The organism is Actinomadura kijaniata, assembly GCF_014138665.1.
GTDB classification, from domain to species: domain Bacteria; phylum Actinomycetota; class Actinomycetes; order Streptosporangiales; family Streptosporangiaceae; genus Spirillospora; species Spirillospora kijaniata.
Genome location: NZ_JACJIA010000001.1, coordinates 614319 through 631282 on the forward strand (window position 1 = coordinate 614319; position 16964 = coordinate 631282).

Annotated in this window: 16 protein-coding genes; 11 read left to right on the forward strand and 5 right to left on the reverse strand. The window is 74.5% G+C overall.

Annotation, left to right across the window (positions count from 1 at the left end; all coding sequences use genetic code 11):
* Positions 1–61: 61 nt before the first annotated feature.
* Entirely contained in the window at positions 62–997 is a 936-nt protein-coding gene (locus HNR61_RS02890; RefSeq protein WP_182841516.1) for a glutathione S-transferase family protein, read from the reverse strand.
* Positions 998–1076: 79 nt separating this feature from the next.
* Positions 1077–2147 carry an NAD(P)H-dependent amine dehydrogenase family protein gene (locus HNR61_RS02895; protein ID WP_182841517.1) on the reverse strand — a complete coding sequence of 357 codons (1071 nt, stop codon included), beginning with the start codon at positions 2145–2147 and terminating at the stop codon, positions 1077–1079.
* A gap of 259 nt (positions 2148–2406) precedes the next feature.
* Here HNR61_RS02895 and HNR61_RS02900 point away from each other — a divergent pair, with 259 nt between their 5' ends.
* Together HNR61_RS02900 and HNR61_RS02905 are read left to right on the forward strand one after the other, a co-directional pair.
* Positions 2407–3309, forward strand: a complete 903-nt coding sequence (locus HNR61_RS02900) for an SDR family oxidoreductase (RefSeq protein WP_182841518.1) — start codon at positions 2407–2409, stop codon at positions 3307–3309.
* Between the two features lie 10 nt (positions 3310–3319).
* Complete coding sequence (locus HNR61_RS02905; protein WP_182841519.1) at positions 3320–4114, forward strand: enoyl-CoA hydratase/isomerase family protein; 795 nt, start codon at positions 3320–3322, stop codon at positions 4112–4114.
* An 82-nt stretch (positions 4115–4196) separates the two neighbouring features.
* Here HNR61_RS02905 and HNR61_RS02910 read toward each other — a convergent pair whose 3' ends face one another.
* The gene (locus tag HNR61_RS02910; RefSeq protein ID WP_182841520.1) at positions 4197–5048 is read right to left on the reverse strand and encodes a sirohydrochlorin chelatase; all 852 of its coding nucleotides are present in this window, start codon (positions 5046–5048) and stop codon (positions 4197–4199) included.
* Between the two features lie 234 nt (positions 5049–5282).
* Here HNR61_RS02910 and HNR61_RS49015 point away from each other — a divergent pair, with 234 nt between their 5' ends.
* The 8 genes from HNR61_RS49015 to HNR61_RS02950 all read left to right on the forward strand — a co-directional run bounded on the left by HNR61_RS49015 (position 5283) and on the right by HNR61_RS02950 (position 13532).
* Complete coding sequence (locus HNR61_RS49015) at positions 5283–7898, forward strand: nitrate- and nitrite sensing domain-containing protein (protein WP_182841521.1); 2616 nt, start codon at positions 5283–5285, stop codon at positions 7896–7898.
* The gene (locus HNR61_RS02920; protein ID WP_067833430.1) at positions 7898–8299 is read left to right on the forward strand and encodes a roadblock/LC7 domain-containing protein; all 402 of its coding nucleotides are present in this window, start codon (positions 7898–7900) and stop codon (positions 8297–8299) included. The genes HNR61_RS49015 and HNR61_RS02920 overlap by 1 nt, the downstream gene beginning before the upstream one ends.
* Before the next feature lie 5 nt (positions 8300–8304).
* Entirely contained in the window at positions 8305–8733 is a 429-nt protein-coding gene (locus HNR61_RS02925) for a DUF742 domain-containing protein (RefSeq protein WP_245682090.1), read from the forward strand.
* Complete coding sequence (locus HNR61_RS02930) at positions 8714–9346, forward strand: GTP-binding protein (protein WP_182841522.1); 633 nt, start codon at positions 8714–8716, stop codon at positions 9344–9346. The genes HNR61_RS02925 and HNR61_RS02930 overlap by 20 nt, the downstream gene beginning before the upstream one ends.
* 96 nt (positions 9347–9442) lie before the next feature.
* Positions 9443–12085 carry a sensor histidine kinase gene (locus HNR61_RS02935; protein ID WP_246441929.1) on the forward strand — a complete coding sequence of 881 codons (2643 nt, stop codon included), beginning with the start codon at positions 9443–9445 and terminating at the stop codon, positions 12083–12085.
* The gene (locus HNR61_RS02940) at positions 12082–12528 is read left to right on the forward strand and encodes a roadblock/LC7 domain-containing protein (protein WP_067812469.1); all 447 of its coding nucleotides are present in this window, start codon (positions 12082–12084) and stop codon (positions 12526–12528) included. The genes HNR61_RS02935 and HNR61_RS02940 overlap by 4 nt, the downstream gene beginning before the upstream one ends.
* A gap of 1 nt (position 12529) precedes the next feature.
* On the forward strand, positions 12530–12940 hold the full coding sequence (locus tag HNR61_RS02945) for a DUF742 domain-containing protein (protein WP_067812489.1): 411 nt from the start codon (positions 12530–12532) through the stop codon (positions 12938–12940).
* The gene (locus tag HNR61_RS02950; protein WP_182841523.1) at positions 12921–13532 is read left to right on the forward strand and encodes a GTP-binding protein; all 612 of its coding nucleotides are present in this window, start codon (positions 12921–12923) and stop codon (positions 13530–13532) included. Before HNR61_RS02945 ends, HNR61_RS02950 begins: the two co-directional genes overlap by 20 nt.
* A 386-nt stretch (positions 13533–13918) precedes the next feature.
* Here the strand turns inward: HNR61_RS02950 and HNR61_RS02955 are convergent, their stop codons facing one another.
* Positions 13919–14521 (reverse strand): isochorismatase family protein, encoded by a 603-nt coding sequence (locus HNR61_RS02955; RefSeq protein WP_182841524.1) that lies wholly within the window; start codon positions 14519–14521, stop codon positions 13919–13921.
* 72 nt (positions 14522–14593) lie between these two features.
* Complete coding sequence (locus tag HNR61_RS02960) at positions 14594–15577, reverse strand: GlxA family transcriptional regulator (protein ID WP_182841525.1); 984 nt, start codon at positions 15575–15577, stop codon at positions 14594–14596.
* 197 nt (positions 15578–15774) lie between these two features.
* On the opposite strand from HNR61_RS02960, the gene HNR61_RS02965 reads away from it, so the two are divergent.
* Positions 15775–16962: an ROK family transcriptional regulator gene (locus HNR61_RS02965; RefSeq protein ID WP_220508871.1), complete on the forward strand. Its 1188-nt coding sequence runs from the start codon at positions 15775–15777 to the stop codon at positions 16960–16962.
* Positions 16963–16964: the final 2 nt, after the last annotated feature.

Genomic DNA, 16964 nt, shown 5'->3' on the forward strand with positions numbered 1-16964 from the left:
GCTGAGGGTCGGGGCTTGCCTTGCGGAACGCCAGGATATTGATCGCCGCGTGTGGTGATCGTCAGGATCGGTGATCGCCGGAGCCGCCGACCCGGTTCCGGCCGTGCGGGGCGGTCCAGTCCAGCAGCGGCCCCCGGGGCACCACGCCCGAGGGATTGATGTCGCGCTGCGTGACGTAGTAGTGGCGCTTGATCTGGTCGAAGTCGGTGGTCTCCCCGAACGCCGGGATCGCGTACAGGTCCCGGGCGTAGCCCCACAGGTTCGGGTGGTCGGCGAGCCGCCGCAGGTTGCACTTGAAGTGGCCGTGGTAGACGGCGTCGAAGCGGGCCAGCGTCGGGTAGAGCCGCACGTCGGCCTCGGTCAGCCGGTCGCCGAACAGGTAGCGGCGGGAGGCGAGGCGTTCCTCCAGCCGGCCGAGCGTGGCGAACAGCGCCTCCACCGCCTCCTCGTAGGCGTCCTGGGAGGTGGCGAACCCGGCCTTGTAGACCCCGTTGTTGACGGTCGTGTAGACGAGCCCGTTCAGCTCGTCGATCTCCTCGCGCAGCTCCGCCGGGTACAGGTCGGGCGCGCCGGGGGAGCGGAACGCGGCGAACGCGTCGCCCATCATGATCGTGATCGCCGGGAAGTCGTTGGTGACCAGGCGCCCGGTGACGGTGTCCCAGACGCACGGCACGGTGTAGCGGCCCTCGTAGCCGGGGTCGGACGCGAGGTACAGCTCCGACAGGAACGTCGCGCCGGTCACCGGGTCGGGCTCGGGGAACCGCCAGCCGCGCTCGTCGCGGATCGGGTCCACCACCGCCACCGGGATCGCCTCCTCCAGCCCCAGCAGCCGCCGCACGATCAGCGTGCGGTGCGCCCAGGGGCAGGCGAGCGAGACGAACAGCCGGTAGCGGCCGGGCTCGGCGGGGTACCCGCCCTCGCCGTCGGCGGTGATCGTGCCGGTGAACCGGTTGGCCTGCCGTACGAACCGGCCGCCGTCGAGCTCCCGCGCGGTCATGTCAGCCTCCTCGGGCCCGGTCCACCGTCGCCGCCACGATGACCTCCGGCCGCCGGCGGGAACGCGGGCCGCTCCATGGTCAGTGGACCGGCCGCCCGGTGACCGGCGGCAGGTCCAGGAAGGTGCGGATGCCCGGCTCGGCCCGGCACACCGTCGGGATCGCGTTGACGGCGTGCGCGGCGGCGGCCGCCACCCCGTTGGACACCCACTCGGGGCCGGTCGTCAGCGTCATCGGCGGCCGGCCGTCCACCCGCACCGCGTAGCCGGGCTCGCCCCACTCGGGCGTCCGCGCCGCGTCCGCCTTGTGGATCACCTCGGTGGTCAGCACCGGGCGGCCGTCCGCCATGGCGTTGAACGTCCAGCGCGTCGCCGCCACCGTGCCCGCCGGGATCACCCCGGAGGCGATCTTCAGCTCGGTCCCGGCCAGCCGGTGGTCCACGGTGGCGTCGATCTCGTCGAGCTCCAGGCCGAGCCCGGCCGCCACCAGGTGCAGGCTCTCGCCGAACAGCGACCGCATCACGGCGCGGGCGGGCCGCAGGATCCGCAGGTAGTCGCACTCGGACCGGCCGAACCCGACGGTGTGGTGCACGAGCCGCCACGACGGGTGGGTGGAGAAGTCCGAGCACTCCCGCGTGTAGATGTGGGTGATGTCGCGGGACAGCCGGGACAGCACCAGCGGCAGGACGTCGGACATGAAGCCGGGGTTGACGCCGGTGCCGTGGATCGAGGACGCGCCGCGCTCGCAGGCCCGCTCCAGCTCGCCGGCCAGGCGCGGGCCGCGCGCGTGCGGGTAGACGAAGCCGTTGGTGGCGACGACGTTGGACCCGGCGGAGAGCAGCGCGCAGACGTTGTCGAGCTGGGAGGCCGGGTCGTCGTAGTCGGCGGGCGCGTAGACCACGCAGTCGGGGGCCAGGTCCAGCACCTCCTCCAGCCGGCCGGTGGCGGCGATCCCGACCGGCCCGACCCCGGCCAGCGTCCCGACGTCGGTCCCGGCCTTGACCGGATCGTGCACCCACGCGCCGACCAGTTCCAGGTCGGGGCGGTTGAGCACGGCCCGGATCGCGGTGCGGCCGAGCGCGCCGGTCGCCCACTGCACCACCCGGAGCGGGCGGGGCGCGGGACCGGTGGGAGAAGAGGAGGCACCGTGCATGGGCGGCTCCATGCTCGCTGGGGTGGGTATCGGGACGGTGGAGACACGGAGACTACGCGCTTCCCGCACGGGAACCCGGAGATTTGCCGCGATTTTCCAGGAACCCTCCAGGTTTCTGACGCTCGGCCGGGGGTGCCGCCGAGCGGGATTCGGTTTTCGTGGTACCACTGGGTAACCCCCGGGTGATTACCCGGGGGCGTAGTTGGCCGGGCACCACCGGCGTGCGGCGCGCGTCGGGTGCGGACGTGAGGAGACAGGGATGTCGGAACTGCGCTACGACGGTCGGGTCGCGGTCGTCACCGGGGCCGGGCACGGCCTCGGCCGCCAGCACGCGCTGGAGCTGGCCGCCCGCGGCGCCAAGGTCGTCGTCAACGACCTGGGCGGCGACCGCACCGGCGCGGGCGCCTCGGCGGGCCCCGCCCAGGAGGTCGTCGAGGAGATCAGGAAGAACGGCGGCGAGGCCGTCGCCAACCCCGACAACGTCGCCACCCCCGAGGGCGCGCAGGCGATCGTCCAGACGGCGCTGGACGCGTTCGGCAAGATCGACATCGTCGTCAACAACGCGGGCATCCTGCGCGACAAGTCGTTCAAGAACATGACCGTGGAGGAGTTCGACGCGGTCATCGCCGTGCACCTGCGCGGCTCGTTCCTGGTCAGCAGCGCCGCCTGGCCGCACCTGCGGGAGAACTCCTACGGCCGGATCGTCAACACCTCGTCCCCGGCCGGCCTGTTCGGCAACTTCGGCCAGGCCAACTACGCCACCGCCAAGATGGGCCTGGTCGGCTTCACCAAGACCCTGGCCCACGAGGGCGCCAAGTACAACATCAAGGCCAACGCCATCGCCCCGGTCGCCTGGACCCGCATGACCGAGGACCTGCTGCCGGCCGACTTCGCCGACAAGCTGGGCGTGGAGCAGGTCACCCCGCTGGTGGCGTGGCTGGCGCACGAGGACGTCCCGGACTCCGGCGAGGTCTACACCGTCGGCGGCGGCCGCATCGCCAGGATCTTCGTGGCGGAGGGCCCCGGCTACGGCCAGAAGGAGACCCTCACCGTCGAGGCGGTGCGCGACAACTGGGCGGCGGTCAGCGCCAACGAGCCGCTGACCGTCTTCCGCAACGTGGGCGAGCAGATGGGCCCGCTGATCCAGCAGCTCACCTCCTGACCCGTCCCCCATGGGAGACCTCAAGCTCGACCGGCGGGACGGGGTGCTCACCATCACCCTGTCCCGCCCGGAGCGCCTGAACGCCGTCACCGGGGCGCTGACCGAGGAGATGCTCGACGTCCTCAACGAGCTGATGCGCGACGCCGACACCCGCGTCGTCATCCTCACCGGCGAGGGCCGCAGCTTCTGCTCGGGCATGGACCTGCAGGGCGGCGACCCCGGGGGCGGCGGCGAGGGCCGCGTCCAACGTATCTACCGGGGCATCGCGCGCGGCGGCGAGGTGACCGCGCGGCTGCGGGAGATCCCGCAGCCGGTCATCGCGGCGCTGCACGGCCCGGTGGCCGGGATGGGCGTGTCCTGGGCGCTGGCGTGCGACCTGCGCGTGGCCGACCCGACGACGCGGTTCGTGGTGCCGTTCACGGACCTGGGGCTGTCGGCGGGGGACTGCGGCCTGTCGTGGCTGCTGCCCCGGCTGGTCGGCCCCGCCAGGGCGGCCGAGATCCTCTACCGGGCGCGGCGGCTCACCCTCGACGAGGCCGACGCGCTGGGCCTGGTCACCGAGCGGGCCGGGGAGGGCGGGGACCTGGCGGGCGCGCACGCGCTCGCCGACGAGCTGCTCGCCCGCTCCCCCTACGGGCTGCGCCGCACCAAGGAGCTGCTCAACCTGTCCCTGGACGCGCCCGGGCTGCGCCAGCAGCTCATGGCCGAGACGGGGATCCAGACGCTGGCGTTCTTCACCGAGGACCTGGCGGAGGGCATGACGGCGGCGCTGGAGAAGCGCCGCCCGGAGTTCCGGAACCGCTGACCGGTCCCGCCGAACAGCGCGACGACCCGCCACGTGCCAGGACGTGGCGGGTCGTCGTCGCGTCCCGGTCGCGCGGCGGGGCTCAGCCGTTGCCGGACAGGGCCGCCGCCAGCGCCTCGACGTAGCGCAGCGCCGCCAGCCGCGCCAGCGCCGGGTGCGCGCCCAGCGGGGCGGCGTGCCGCCCGCCCGCGACGGACGCGGCGGCCGCGACCCGGCCCGCATCGGCCTCCGGCCCGATCAGGTGCGGGGCGACGGCCACCGAGTGCGCGCCCGCCAGGCGAAGCTGCTCGGCGGCGGCCTTGACGCCCGCCTCGTCGTCGAGCGAGGCGGTGAACACCGGCGTGGCCAGCCGCGAGGCCAGCAGCACGCTGGTGATCTCGGCCTGCCGGACCGCCTCGGCGCCGCCCGGGGTCGCCACGATGATGCCGCCCGCCTCGGTGACCATGGTCATCATGCGGATGCGGTCGGCGCGCGCCAGCCCCGCGTCGGCCAGCCGGTCGTGCAGCGCCTCGGCGATGAACGGGTGCGGGCCGAGCGGCTCGGCCGCCAGCATCGGGGCCGGGGCCTGCGCCACCGCGTGCGCCACCGCGTGCCGGACCGCCGGGTCGGGCCCGGTGATCAGCGGGACGACCACGGCCGCGGGCTCGTCGGGCCGCTGCTGGCGCAGGCCGCCCAGCAGCGGGCCGAGCGCCTGCTCGCCGCCCTCCAGGAAGCCGACCAGCGCGGGCTGCCCGGTGTGCTCGATCTCCACCAGTCGGGCCAGTTCGGCGGCGACCGCCGCACCGGGACGCGCGGCCGAGCCGGGCACCGCCAGGACCAGGGCGGGGGAACCGGGGGGGAGCAGGAACGACTCGTCGCCGCGGTGCCGCCCGCCGCGGAGGGCGCGGCGGCGTCGCGACGGAAGTGCCTCGGATGCCTGGCTTTCGGGACTCACGGCGGGAATGGTAACGCCGATCGGTGGCCGTCCGACCGGCGCGGTGCTGGATCAGCAGCGAATTGTGACCGTACGGGCGGGGTGGAAAGTCACGAGTTATGTACCGATTTAAGGAGGGCTTGCGATCATTCTACGTGGTCCCCTTAAGATCTCGGCCAACTCCGCCGACCAGGGGGGCTATAGCCGCGAGGTGTCATGAGTCAGCCCAGCACACGATCGATTCGTTCCAGGATCGTGACCTTGCTCGTGGTCCCGTTGCTGTCGCTGGCGGGGCTGTGGACCTTCGCCGCGGCGCTCACCCTGGGCGACGCGATGGGCCAGCGCCGGTCCGAGGGCTCCATCGAACGGCTCGCCGACATCATCCAGGACACGGTGTTCGCGCTCGGCGCCGAGCGCCGGGTCTCGGCCGCCGCCGTGGGCGCCGAGCCCGCCTCCCGCGAGAAGGTCCAGCAGGCCCGCGCCGCCACCGACGCGAAGGTCGCGGTGTTCCGCCAGCGCTCCCGGGAGGAGCTCGACGCGGCGTCGGACGACGGCTCGACCCGCGTCCGGCTGCTGAACGACGCGCTGCGGCGGCTCGACGGCCTCAAGGACGTGCGCGACGCCGTCGACGGGCAGACCATGGACCACGTCGCCGTCGTCGCCGCCTACGGCGGCGTCGTGGACACCATCTACGAGTTCTCCGACCACACGCTGCTCACCGACGACGCCCGGCTGAACCAGTGGGGCGCGGCCATCGTGAACGGCGGCCGCGCCATGGACCTCGTGATGCGCGAGAGCGCGCTGGTCGCCGGGGCGGTCAACGGGCGGCTCACCGCCGCCCAGCACCGGGCGTTCGTGGAGCTGGTGGGGCGGCAGCGGCAGCTCTGGGAGCACCAGCGGGCCCAGATGGACGCCGGGCACCACGGCCGCGTGCTGCGCCCCTCCCTGACCTCCACGGCGTTCACCTCCTTCCAGGCGATGGAGAACGAGATCGCCGACACCGGCACCCGGCGCGGCACGGTCGACCCCGCCCGGTGGTCGGCGCTCGTCGATCCGATGCTCGTCACGATCAACGACGCCCACGGCAAGAGCCTGGCGCAGTTGCGCGACGAGCAGCACGCCCGCGGCGACCGGATCCTGCTGATGCTCGGCCTGGCGGGCGGCCTCGGCCTGGTCGCGGTGGGCGCCTCGCTCGTGCTGTCGGTGCGGCTGGGCCGCGACCTGATCCGCGAGCTGACCGGGCTGCGCCGGTCCGCGCAGGACATGGCCGAGAACCGGCTGCCCGGCGTCGTCGCCCGGCTGGTGCGCGGCGACCGGATCGACGCCGACGCCGAGGCCCCGCCGCCGGCCAGCGGGCGCACCACCGAGATCGCGCAGGTCGCGGCGGCGTTCGGGGCCGTGCAGCGGACCGCCGTGGAGGCGGCCGTCGGCCAGGCCGAGCTGCGCGAGGGCGTGCGCGCCCTGTTCCTCAACATCGCCCGCCGCAACCAGTCGCTGCTGCACCGCCAGCTCAAGATGCTGGACACGCTGGAGAGCCGCGCCGAGGCCGACGACCTGGCCGACCTGTTCAAGCTGGACCACCTCACCACCCGCATGCGGCGGCACGCCGAGAGCCTGATCATCCTGTCCGGCGCGACCCCCGGCCGGGGCTGGCGCCGTCCGGTCGCGCTCGCCGACGTGCTGCGCGGCGCGGTCGCCGAGGTGGAGGACTACACCCGGATCTCGGTGCTGACCGAGTCCGACGACGCGCTGGTCGGCGCGGCCGTCGCCGACGTGATCCACCTGCTGGCCGAGCTGCTGGAGAACGCCACCGCGTTCTCGCCGCCCGGCACCGAGATCCGGATGATGGCCGAGCGGGTCGGCAACGGCTTCGTCATCGAGATCGAGGACCGCGGCCTCGGCATCGCGCCCGACGAGCTGGCCGAGATCAACCGGCGGCTGGCCGCCCCGCCGGACTTCGACCTGGTGGACACCGACCAGCTCGGCCTGTTCGTGGTGGCGCGGCTGGCGGCCCGGCACCACATCCAGGTGTCGCTGCGGCGCTCCCCGTACGGCGGCGTCTCGGCGGTCGCCCTGCTGCCGCACGACCTGGTGGTGTCCGCCGAGGACTTCGACCCCGACGCCCCCGAACCCGCGCCGGAGCAGGAGCCGGCCACCGGGTCCGCCACCGGGTCCACCACCGAGTTCGTCATGGAGCCGGGCGTGGAGGCGGGCGCGGAGCCGGGCGTGGAGGCGGGCCCGGAGCCGGAGCCCGCGTCCGGCCCGGACGTCCCCGCCCCGGTGGTGCCGCTGCCCGGCGCCGCCGCCGAGCCGGTCTTCGCGCCGCCGCCCGAGCCCGAGCGCGGCTTCGAGCCCTGGCCCGAGCCCGAGCCCGCCCCCGAGCCCGCCCTCGAACCCACGATCGTGTGGGACCTGCCGCCCTCCGCGCCGTCCACCGAACCTCCCACCGGGCCCCCCGCCGGACCGGCCGCGCTCCCGCACGCCGTGAACCCGTGGTTCGACGACGGCGCCCGCTGGGCGGACCCGGCGCGGAACGACGCGCCGCCCGCACCGGAGCCACGACCGCTTCCCACGTCCCCCGCCACGACCGCTCCCACCGAGACCGCTCCCGCCGACAGCGACCCCGCCGACACCCACGCGGGCCTGCCCCGGCGGAGGCGCCAACAGAACCTGGCCCCGCAACTGCGCGACGACGGACGGGTCACACCGCCGCCTGTGGAGGAGAACGCGCACGGCGTCGTCGTGCGCTCGCCCGAGCAGGCGCGCTCCCTGATGTCGTCGATCCAGAGCGGATGGCGTCGCGGCCGCGACGCCGACCGGGACGAGCCCGAATCCGGGCGAGAGCACCACGAGCATGAGGGGATCCGATGATGCACGGCACCGCGACAGGCGAGCTGGACTGGCTGCTCAACGATCTGGCCGACCGCGTTCCCGCCGTCCGTCAGGCGGTGATCCTGTCCCGCGACGGGCTGGCGGTGGCGGCCTCCCGCGAGCTGGCCCGCGAGGACGCCGAGCACCTGTCGGCGCTGGCGGCGGGCGTGCAGAGCCTGGCGCGCGGCGCCGGCCGCCACTTCGACGGCGGCAACGTGCGACAGACGATCATCGAGATGGACAACGCGCTGCTGTTCGTCACCGCCGCCGGGGACGGCACCTGCCTGGCGGTGCTGGCCACCGCCGACGCCGACGCGGGCCTGATCGCCTACGAGATGGCCGTGCTGGTCAAGCGGGTCGGCCGGCACCTGCAGGCCGCGCCGCGCACCAGCGGGAGCTGACCGCGGTGGCGGCGGACGGATGGTTCGGCGACGGGGACCGCGAGGACCGGCGCGCCGGACGCGACACCGGCCACGAGTGGCTGGACCAGGAGGCCGGGCCGGTCGTGCGCCCCTACGCGATGACGCGCGGGCGCACCCGGCCGGAGGGTGGAACGTTCGACCTGATCGCGGTGGTCGCGGCGACCGGGAAGCCGCCCGCGCGGCGGTGGCGCTACGGGCCCGAGCACCGGCGGATCCTGGCGCGCTGCGCGCGCCCGGTCCCGGTCGCCGACCTGGCCGCCGACCTGGGCCTGCCGATCGGCGTGGTCCGGGTGATGCTGGGCGACCTGCGCGACGACGGCCTGGTCCGGGTGGTCGCGACGATCGAACGCAGCGACGGCCGCCCCAACGTGGGGGTGCTGAGGGAGGTGCTGGATGGGCTCCGCGCGCTCTGACGGGACGTTCCCCGAGGGAACGCCCGACGACGGGCCGCCGCTGGTCACCACCAAGATCCTGGTGGCGGGCGGGTTCGGCGTCGGCAAGACGACGATGGTCGGCTCGATCAGCGAGATCCGGCCGCTGCACACCGAGGAGCCGCTCACCGAGCGCGGCGTGGACGTCGACGACACCTCGGGCGTGGAACGCAAGACGACCACCACCGTGGCGATGGACTTCGGCCGCATCACGCTGACCGAGCGGCTGGTGCTGTACCTGTTCGGCACGCCGGGCCAGGAGCGGTTCTGGTTCATGTGGGACGAGCTGGCGCAGGGCGCGCTGGGCGCGGTCGTGCTGGCCGACACCCGGCGGCTGACCGACTGCTTCCCGTCGGTCGACTACTTCGAGCGGCGCGGCACGCCGTTCGTCGTGGCGGTCAACTGCTTCGAGGGGGCCGAGACGCACCGCGCCGAGGACATCGCCATCGCGCTCGACCTCGACCCGGACGTGCCGGTGGTGCTGTGCGACGTGCGGCGCCGCGAGTCCTGCAAGCAGGTGCTGATCAGGCTGGTCGAGCACGTGCTGAGCCTGCCCGACGCCGCCGACGACGGACACCGCGCGACGGCGGTGTGACCGGGAGCGACCCCGATCCCTGACCCCGGAGATCCCATCACGTAGTAGGCTCCGGCAGACCTCCACACACCCCCGCAAAGGGAGGTTTTCCACCACATGTTGGCCCGGCGCCTGTCGTCCGTGCGGGCGAGGATCACGACGCTGATCCTCGTCCCGCTGCTGTCGCTGGTCGCGCTGTGGGCGTTCGTGACGTCCGTGACCTACGGCGACGCCGTGCAACTGATGAACGGCAAGCGGTTCCAGGACAGGTCGCTGCTGCCGACCCAGAAGCTCATCAGCGAGCTGCAGAAGGAACGCCGGCTCTCGCTGTGGCAGCTCGGGGCCCCGGCGAACGCCGACCGCAGCGGCCTGGACGCGCAGCGGCGCGCGACCGACGCGGCGCGCGCCGTCGTCGAGCGCAACGCCCGGGACGGCGACCTGCGGGAGGCGGTCGTCCCCGCCGTGCGCGCCCGGATCGACGCGCTGGTGGCGCGGATGCAGGTGCTGGGATCGATCCGCCGCACCGTCGACGCCCACACCGCCGTCGAGCACCCGAACGACTTCCACACCGTCGACCGGCAGCGGGTGCTGGCCGAGGTCTCCGGCATGATCGACGCCGGGTTCGCGATCTACAACGCGGCCGTCCCGTCGGACGGCCGGATCGCCACCGACGCGCGCGTCCTCACCGCCGTGGGCCGCGCCCGCGAGTTCCTGGCGCGCGAGGACGCGCTGCTCACCGGCGCGCTGTCGGCCGGCCGCCTCACCGCCGCCGAACGCGCCGAGTTCGCCCAGTTCGTCGGCGCGCAGCGGAACCTGTACGCCGACACCGCGCCGAACCTGCCGCCCGCCGACGCCGCCCGCTACCGGGACATGGCCGCCAGCCCGCCGTTCCAGCAGTTGCGGAGGCTGGAGGAGCAGGTCATGCGCGACACCGGCCGGGAGACGCGCACCACCCGCACCAACGACGAGCAGAACGCGGCCCCGCCCACCGGCCAGCAGCCCGACCGGCAGCAGCAGCCCACCGGCCGGCAGCCCGACGACCGGCACCCCGACGACCACCAGCAGCCCGACCCCACCAAGACCTCCAGCGCCGTCCGGACGAACCTGCCGGTGGACCCGGCCGCCTGGCGCGGCGCCGTGGACCAGGTGACGGAGCGGCTCTACGCGTTCGAGAACTCGGTGCTGGCGGGCGTGACCGAACGCGCCACCGGCATCGCGATCAACACGCTCGCCCCGCTGGGCCTGGCCGGGCTCCTCGGCCTGGTCGCGGTCGTGCTGTCGTCCTACATCGCGGTCCGGATCTCCCGGCGGCTGCTGCGCGAGTGCCGCGCCCTGGCCGGGGCCGTCGGCGACTTCGCCCGCAAGCGGCTGCCGCTGCTGGCCGACCAGGTCCGCGCCGGGGACTCGGTGGACCCCGCCGACGAGCCCCCCGCGGCCGACTACCGGATCGCCGAGATCCGCGAGATCTCCGAGTCGTTCGTGGCCACGCGCGACGCCGTGCTCGTCGCGGCCGCCCGCGAGATCGCCGTGCGGCGCGGCCTCAGCGAGGTGTTCGTCAACCTCGCCCGCCGCAACCAGGTGCTGCTGCACCGCCAGCTCAGCCTGCTCGACACCATGGAGCACCGCACCGAGGACCCGGCCGAGCTGTCCGACCTGTTCCGGCTGGACCACCTGGCCACCCGCATGCGGCGGCACGCCGAGGGCCTGGTCATCCTGGCGGGCAAGCACGCCGGCCGCGGCTGGCGGCGGCCCGTCCCGCTGGTGGACGTGGTGCGCGGCGCGGTCGCCGAGGTGGAGGACTACCCGCGGGTGCGGGTGCAGCAGCTACCGAGGGTGGCGCTGGTGGGCGCCGCCGTCGCCGACGTCATCCACCTGCTGGCCGAGCTGGTCGAGAACGCCACCTCCTACTCCCCGCCGCAGGCGCCGGTGCTGGTCAGCGGGCACGCGGTCGGCAACGGCTTCGCCATCGAGATCGAGGACCGCGGCCTCGGCATGACGCCCGAGGCGCTCCAGTCCGCCAACGACAAGCTGGCCGACCCGCCGGAGTTCGACCCCTCCGACAGCGCCCGCCTCGGCCTGTTCGTGGTGGCGCGGCTGGCCCGGCGGCACGACATCCGGGTCACGCTGCGGCAGTCCGCCTACGGCGGCACCACCGCCATCGCGCTGCTGCCCGCCAACCTGGTCACGGACGTGCCGGAGCCGGAGCCGGCGGCGCGCCGCGCGACCGGCCCGGTGACGCTGCCGGCCGGCGCGCCCGCCGGCGGCGCCGGGACCGGCACGACGACCGCGCAGCAGAGCGTGGTGCGGCTGGTGTCCGAGCCCATGCCCGAGCCCATGCCCGAGCCCGAGCCGCCCACCGGCCCCGCGCCGTCGCCGCCCGCGCCGGAGCTGACCGCCGACGGGCTGCCCAGGCGGCGGCGCCAGCAGCACATGGCCCCGCAGCTCCGCGACCGCACGCAGGAGCGGCGGCAGGCGGCGTTCGACCGGCCCCCGCCGCCCGAACCGGCCGCACCCCCCGCGCCGCCCGCGCCCCCCGCGCAGGCCGCACGGCCCGCCGCGGAGCCCGCGGCGCCGCTGGCGGCGCCCGTTCCCGAACCCGGTCCCGAACGCTCGCCCGAGGCGATGCGGTCCATGCTGTCGGCCATGCAGAGCGGCTGGCAGCGCGGCCGCGACGAGGCGCGGGCCGCCGGGCGTCCGCACGAGCAGGCTTCCGAGCAAGCTTCCGAGCAAGCAGCCCCCGAGGAGGACGACACCCGATGACCCTTCCCCAGCATGCCGGCGACCCGGCGAACGGCGAGCTGAACTGGCTGCTGGACAGCCTCGTCCAGCGCGTCGCCCAGGTGCAGAACGCGGTGGTGCTGTCCGGCGACGGTCTGCTGATGGCCGCCTCCCAGGGACTCACCCGCGAGGAGTCCGAGCACCTGTCGGCCGTGGCCGCCAGCTTCCAGAGCCTGGCGCGCGGCGCGGGCGAGTCGTTCCGGGGCGGCGCGGTACGGCAGACCATCGTGGAGATGGAGCACGCGTTCCTGTTCGTCACCGCCGCCGGGCGCGGCGCGTGCCTGGCGGTGCTCGCCGACGCCGACGCCGACCTCGGCATCATCGCCTACGAGATGGCGATGCTCGTGACGCGCGTGGGACAGCACCTGTCGGTCGACCCGCGGACGGCCGCGTCGGCGGGTGCGGGCAACCCGGGCGGCGTCTGACATGTCGCGGACCGGTGGTGAGCCGGGTCCGCCGGGCGCGGCCTGGCTGGACGACGAGGCCGGGCCGGTGGTGCGCCCCTACGCGCTCACCGGCGGCCGCACGCGCCACGAGGGCGAGTTCGACCTCGTCGCCCTGATCCTCACCCGTGATCCGGCGGGTGAGGACGGGGCGGCGGCCACTCGGCCATGGGTTCCGGACCCGGAACATGAGATGATCTTGGAGCTTTGCCGCACCCCGTTGTCGGTTGTCGAGATAGCGTCGGAACTGGAACTCCCCCTCGGAGTCGTCCGGGTCCTGCTCGGCGACCTGCTCGACCGCTCGCGGATCGAGGTCCGGCGCCCCGCGCCGGTCGCCCTGTTCCCCGGCGAGCGCGTACTCAAGGATGTGATCGATGGAATCCGTGCGCTCTGACGCGACCGCCCCGCAGGGCGACTCGGCGCTGACCGTCAAGATCCTGGTGGCGGGCGGGTTCGGCGTCGGGAAGACGACCCTGGTGAGCGCGGTCAGCGAGATCCGGCCGCTGCGCACCGAGGAGGCGTTGACCGAGAAGAGCATCGGGATCGACGACACCTCCGCCGTGTCGCAGAAGACCACCACGACGGTGGCGATGGACTTCGGCCGGATCACCCTGCCCAACGGCCTGGTGCTGTTCGTGTTCGGCACCCCGGGCCAGGACCGCTTCTGGTTCATGTGGGACGAGCTGGCCAAGGGCGCGCTCGGCGCGGTCGTGCTGGTCGACACCCGCCGGCTGGCCGACTGCTTCCCCTCGGTGGACTACTTCGAACGCCGCAACGTGCCGTTCATCATCGGCGTCAACAACTTCGAGGGCTCCGGCCGGCACACGCCGGAGCAGGTGCGCGACGCGCTGGACCTGTCGGCGGACATCCCGGTCATCAACTGCGACGTCCGGGACCGCGAGTCGGCCAAGAAGGTGCTCATCACGCTGGTGGAGCACATCATGCGCACGATGAGCCGCCGCGACCCGAACGCCCTCACGCACTGACCCGGCCGCGCCGCGTCCCGCCGCACACGGCACCGTGCGGCGGGACGGCGCGCCGCCGGGCTACCGGGGCGGCGCGACCGACGCGCCCGGAGCGAGCGGGGTGAGCCGGTCGCGGAGTCCGGCGTGCCCGAACGCCTCGTCCAGCGCGTCCTGCACGCGTAGCGGCTGCCGGAGAGCACCGACCCGCCCGTCGACGCCGCCGCCCGCCGGGTCGGCTCCGCCACCGGCGTCGCACCCCGGCCGTGGCGCGACACGTTCCGCGCCCGCCCCGCGGCGGGCGCGGAACCACCGGCGTCCGGTTAGGCGGTGTTCCCAAGGGACGGCGCACGACGTCCGGACGGATCACGTGCCTCGCGCGGTGGCCGGGGCCCCCGGTGCGGCGACCCCTAGGCGGGGAGGTCGTCGACGGTGGGGGCGATGACGCCGAACAGGTCGCCGATCGTGGTCAGGGCGGCCGTCTGGAGGGCGGCGGCGGTCACCACGGAGCCGTCGGGCGCGGTCAGCGGCCGGGTGGCGGTGGCCTCGGCCACGACGGTGGGGCGGTAGCCGAGGGCGAACGCGCCCTGGGCGGTGAAGGCGACGCACATGTGGGTCATGAAGCCGGCCAGCACCAGGTCCTCGCCCACGCCGAGGTCGCGCAGGGTCCTGTCCAGGTCGGTGCCGTGGAAGGCGTCGGGGGTCCGCTTGACCACGACGGGCTCGCCGTCGGCGGGGGCGACCTCGGCGCTGATGGCCCCGATCTCGGCGCGGACGTCGTAGGGGGTGCCCTCGCCGCCGTCGTTGACGACGTGCACGACCGGGGCGCCCGCGGCGCGGGCGGCGGACAGCAGGCGGGCCCCGGCCGCGAGGGCCGGTTCGGCGCCGTCGAGCGCCATGACGCCGGTGCGGTAGGTGTTCTGGAAATCGATCATGACGAGGGCGGCGTCGGCGAGGCGGGGCGGCCGGTCGTCGAGGCCGACCACGTCGCGCAGGCTCGGGGAAACGGTCATAACAGATACTCCCTGTCGGAAATAGAGGTTGGCGGGCGGGCGCGGTCGCGTCCCGCCCGGGGAACGGAAGGCTCAGGCGGTGGTGCGGAAGCGGCGGCGGTAGGCCGCCGGGGTGGTGCCGATCTGCTTGCGCAGCGCGCGGTGGAGCGTCTCCACCGAGCCGAGCCCGCAGGCGGCGGCGACCCGGTCCAGCGGCTGGTCGGTGCCCTCCAGCAGGCGGCGGGCCGCCTCCACCCGGGCGGCCTCGACGTAGGCGGCCGGCGTGGTGCCGGCCTCCTGGCGGAAGACCCGGGCGAAGTGGCGTTCGCTCAGGCACATCCGCTCGGCGAGGGCGGCCGCGGACAGGTCGCCGTCCAGGTTCTCGGCGATGAAGACCCGCAGCTCGTCGATGTCCCGGCGGGAGGCGGGGGGCCTGCTCAGCGGGACCGAGAACTGGCTCTGCCCGCCCTGGCGCTTGAGGTACATGACCAGCTGCCGGGCCACCGCCAGGGCGACCTCCTCGCCCAGGTCCTCGGCGACCAGCGCCAGCGCCAGGTCCATGCAGGCGCTGATGCCCGCCCCGGTCCACACGTCGCCGCTCCGCACGAAGATCGGGTCGGGGTCGACCGTCACCTCGGGGTGGTCGGCCGCGAGCTGCGCGGCGGTCGACCAGTGGGTGGTGGCCGTCCTGCCGTCCAGCAGGCCGGCCGCCGCCAGCAGGTGCGCGCCCACGCACACCGACGCCACCCGCCGGGCCGAGGGCGCGGCCGTCCGCAGCCAGGCCACCACGTCCCGGTCGATCCGGGCGACCGGCCCGCCGGGGCGCATGTCCACCGCGCCGGGGACCAGCAGGGTGTCGACCACGCCGTCGACCTCGGCGAACGAGAGGTCGGCGACCAGCCGCACCCCCGCCGACGTGGTGACGGTGCCGGGCTCCCGGCCCGCGAGCTGCACCCGGTAGCCCGCCCGGCCGCCGGTCTCCCGGTTGGCCAGGGCGAACACCTCGGCCGGGCCGGTGACGTCGAGGAGGTCGACGTCGGTGAAGACCGCGATGACGACGCGGCGGGTGGTGGGCATGCGTCCATGGTCACCGTGATCGCGGGTGACCGCAATGACGGCGTTCTGTCACATCCGGACATGGACGCCACGGCCGCCCGCCTGACTTTGTCCTGTCAAAGGAGAAAGTTCGGGATTTTCAGGTGAAAGAGTCTTCTCCTTGCGGCGAAAGGGAGTTACCTTCGTCACACTGCTCCCGACCCCGAAGGGACGGCGTGATGCGGATGACGGCGCGGCCCCAGAACGCGCACCAGGCGCGGCTGCTGCGGCTGTTGCGGGACGAGGGTCCCCGCTCGCGGGCCGAGCTCGGGGACGTCGTCCGGCTGTCGCGGTCGAAGCTGGCCGTGGAGCTGGACCGGCTGGTCGCGCTCGGGCTGGTGGAGACCGCCGGGCTGGCGGCCTCGCGCGGCGGGCGGCGGTCGGAGATCGTGCGGCTGGCGCCGGGGCTGCGGTTCGTGGCGTTCGACATCGGGGCCACCTCCGTGGACGTCGCGGTCACCGACGGGGAGCTGAACGTCCTCGGCCACCTGAGCGAGGAGTGCGACGTGCGGCAGGGCGCGACCGTGGTGCTGGAACGCGCCCTGGACCTGCTCGGCAAGCTGCGCGAGCAGGACCTCATCCCCGGCGCGGTGCACGGCACCGGGATCGGGGTGCCGGGCCCGGTGTCGTTCCGCGAGGGCATCCCGGTCGCGCCGCCGATCATGCCGGGCTGGGACCGGTTCCCGGTGCGGGCGGCGATCGGGCAGGAGCTCGGCTGCCCGGTGCTGGTCGACAACGACGTGAACCTCATGGCCCTCGGCGAGCTGCACGCGGGCCTGGCCAGGGCCGTCGACGACTTCCTGCTGGTGAAGATCGGCACCGGCATCGGGTGCGGGATCGTCGTGGACGGCGCGATCTACCGGGGCGTGTCGGGAAGCGCCGGGGACATCGGGCACATCCGCGTCGACGACGACGGCCCGGTCTGCGCCTGCGGGAACACCGGCTGCCTGGAGGCCTACTTCGGCGGCGCGGCGCTGGCCCGCGACGCCACCGAGGCCGCCCGGTCGGGACGGTCCGAACGCCTGGCGGGCCTGCTCGGGGACCGCCCGGCGCTCACCGCCGAGGACGTCGCCACCGCCGCCGCGGGCGGCGACCCGGTGGCGGTCGGGCTGGTGCGCGAGGGCGGGCGGCACGTGGGGCAGGTGCTCGCCGGCCTGGTCAGCTTCTTCAACCCCGGACTGGTCATCATCGCGGGCGGCGTCGCCGGGCTCGGCCACGCGCTGCTCGCCGAGATCCGCAGTGTCGTCTACCGCCGGTCGCTGCCGCTGGCGACCGGCAACCTCCCGATCGTGCTGTCCGAACTGGCCGGGTCCGCCGGAGTGATCGGCGGGGTCCGGCTCATCAGCGACCACGTGTTCGCCGTCTAACC

Excerpts from the sequence above, each read along its gene's own strand:
- HNR61_RS02890 (WP_182841516.1), bottom strand. The coding sequence starts at position 997 with ATGACCGCGCGGGAGCTCGACGGCGGCCGGTTCGTACGGCAGGCCAAC.
- HNR61_RS02895 (WP_182841517.1), bottom strand. The coding sequence starts at position 2,147 with ATGCACGGTGCCTCCTCTTCTCCCACCGGTCCCGCGCCCCGCCCGCTC.
- HNR61_RS02900 (WP_182841518.1), top strand. The coding sequence starts at position 2,407 with ATGTCGGAACTGCGCTACGACGGTCGGGTCGCGGTCGTCACCGGGGCC.
- HNR61_RS02905 (WP_182841519.1), top strand. The coding sequence starts at position 3,320 with ATGGGAGACCTCAAGCTCGACCGGCGGGACGGGGTGCTCACCATCACC.
- HNR61_RS02920 (WP_067833430.1), top strand. The coding sequence starts at position 7,898 with ATGCACGGCACCGCGACAGGCGAGCTGGACTGGCTGCTCAACGATCTG.
- HNR61_RS02930 (WP_182841522.1), top strand. The coding sequence starts at position 8,714 with ATGGGCTCCGCGCGCTCTGACGGGACGTTCCCCGAGGGAACGCCCGAC.
- HNR61_RS02935 (WP_246441929.1), top strand. The coding sequence starts at position 9,443 with ATGTTGGCCCGGCGCCTGTCGTCCGTGCGGGCGAGGATCACGACGCTG.
- HNR61_RS02940 (WP_067812469.1), top strand. The coding sequence starts at position 12,082 with ATGACCCTTCCCCAGCATGCCGGCGACCCGGCGAACGGCGAGCTGAAC.
- HNR61_RS02945 (WP_067812489.1), top strand. The coding sequence starts at position 12,530 with ATGTCGCGGACCGGTGGTGAGCCGGGTCCGCCGGGCGCGGCCTGGCTG.
- HNR61_RS02950 (WP_182841523.1), top strand. The coding sequence starts at position 12,921 with ATGGAATCCGTGCGCTCTGACGCGACCGCCCCGCAGGGCGACTCGGCG.
- HNR61_RS02955 (WP_182841524.1), bottom strand. The coding sequence starts at position 14,521 with ATGACCGTTTCCCCGAGCCTGCGCGACGTGGTCGGCCTCGACGACCGG.
- HNR61_RS02960 (WP_182841525.1), bottom strand. The coding sequence starts at position 15,577 with ATGCCCACCACCCGCCGCGTCGTCATCGCGGTCTTCACCGACGTCGAC.
- HNR61_RS02965 (WP_220508871.1), top strand. The coding sequence starts at position 15,775 with ATGCGGATGACGGCGCGGCCCCAGAACGCGCACCAGGCGCGGCTGCTG.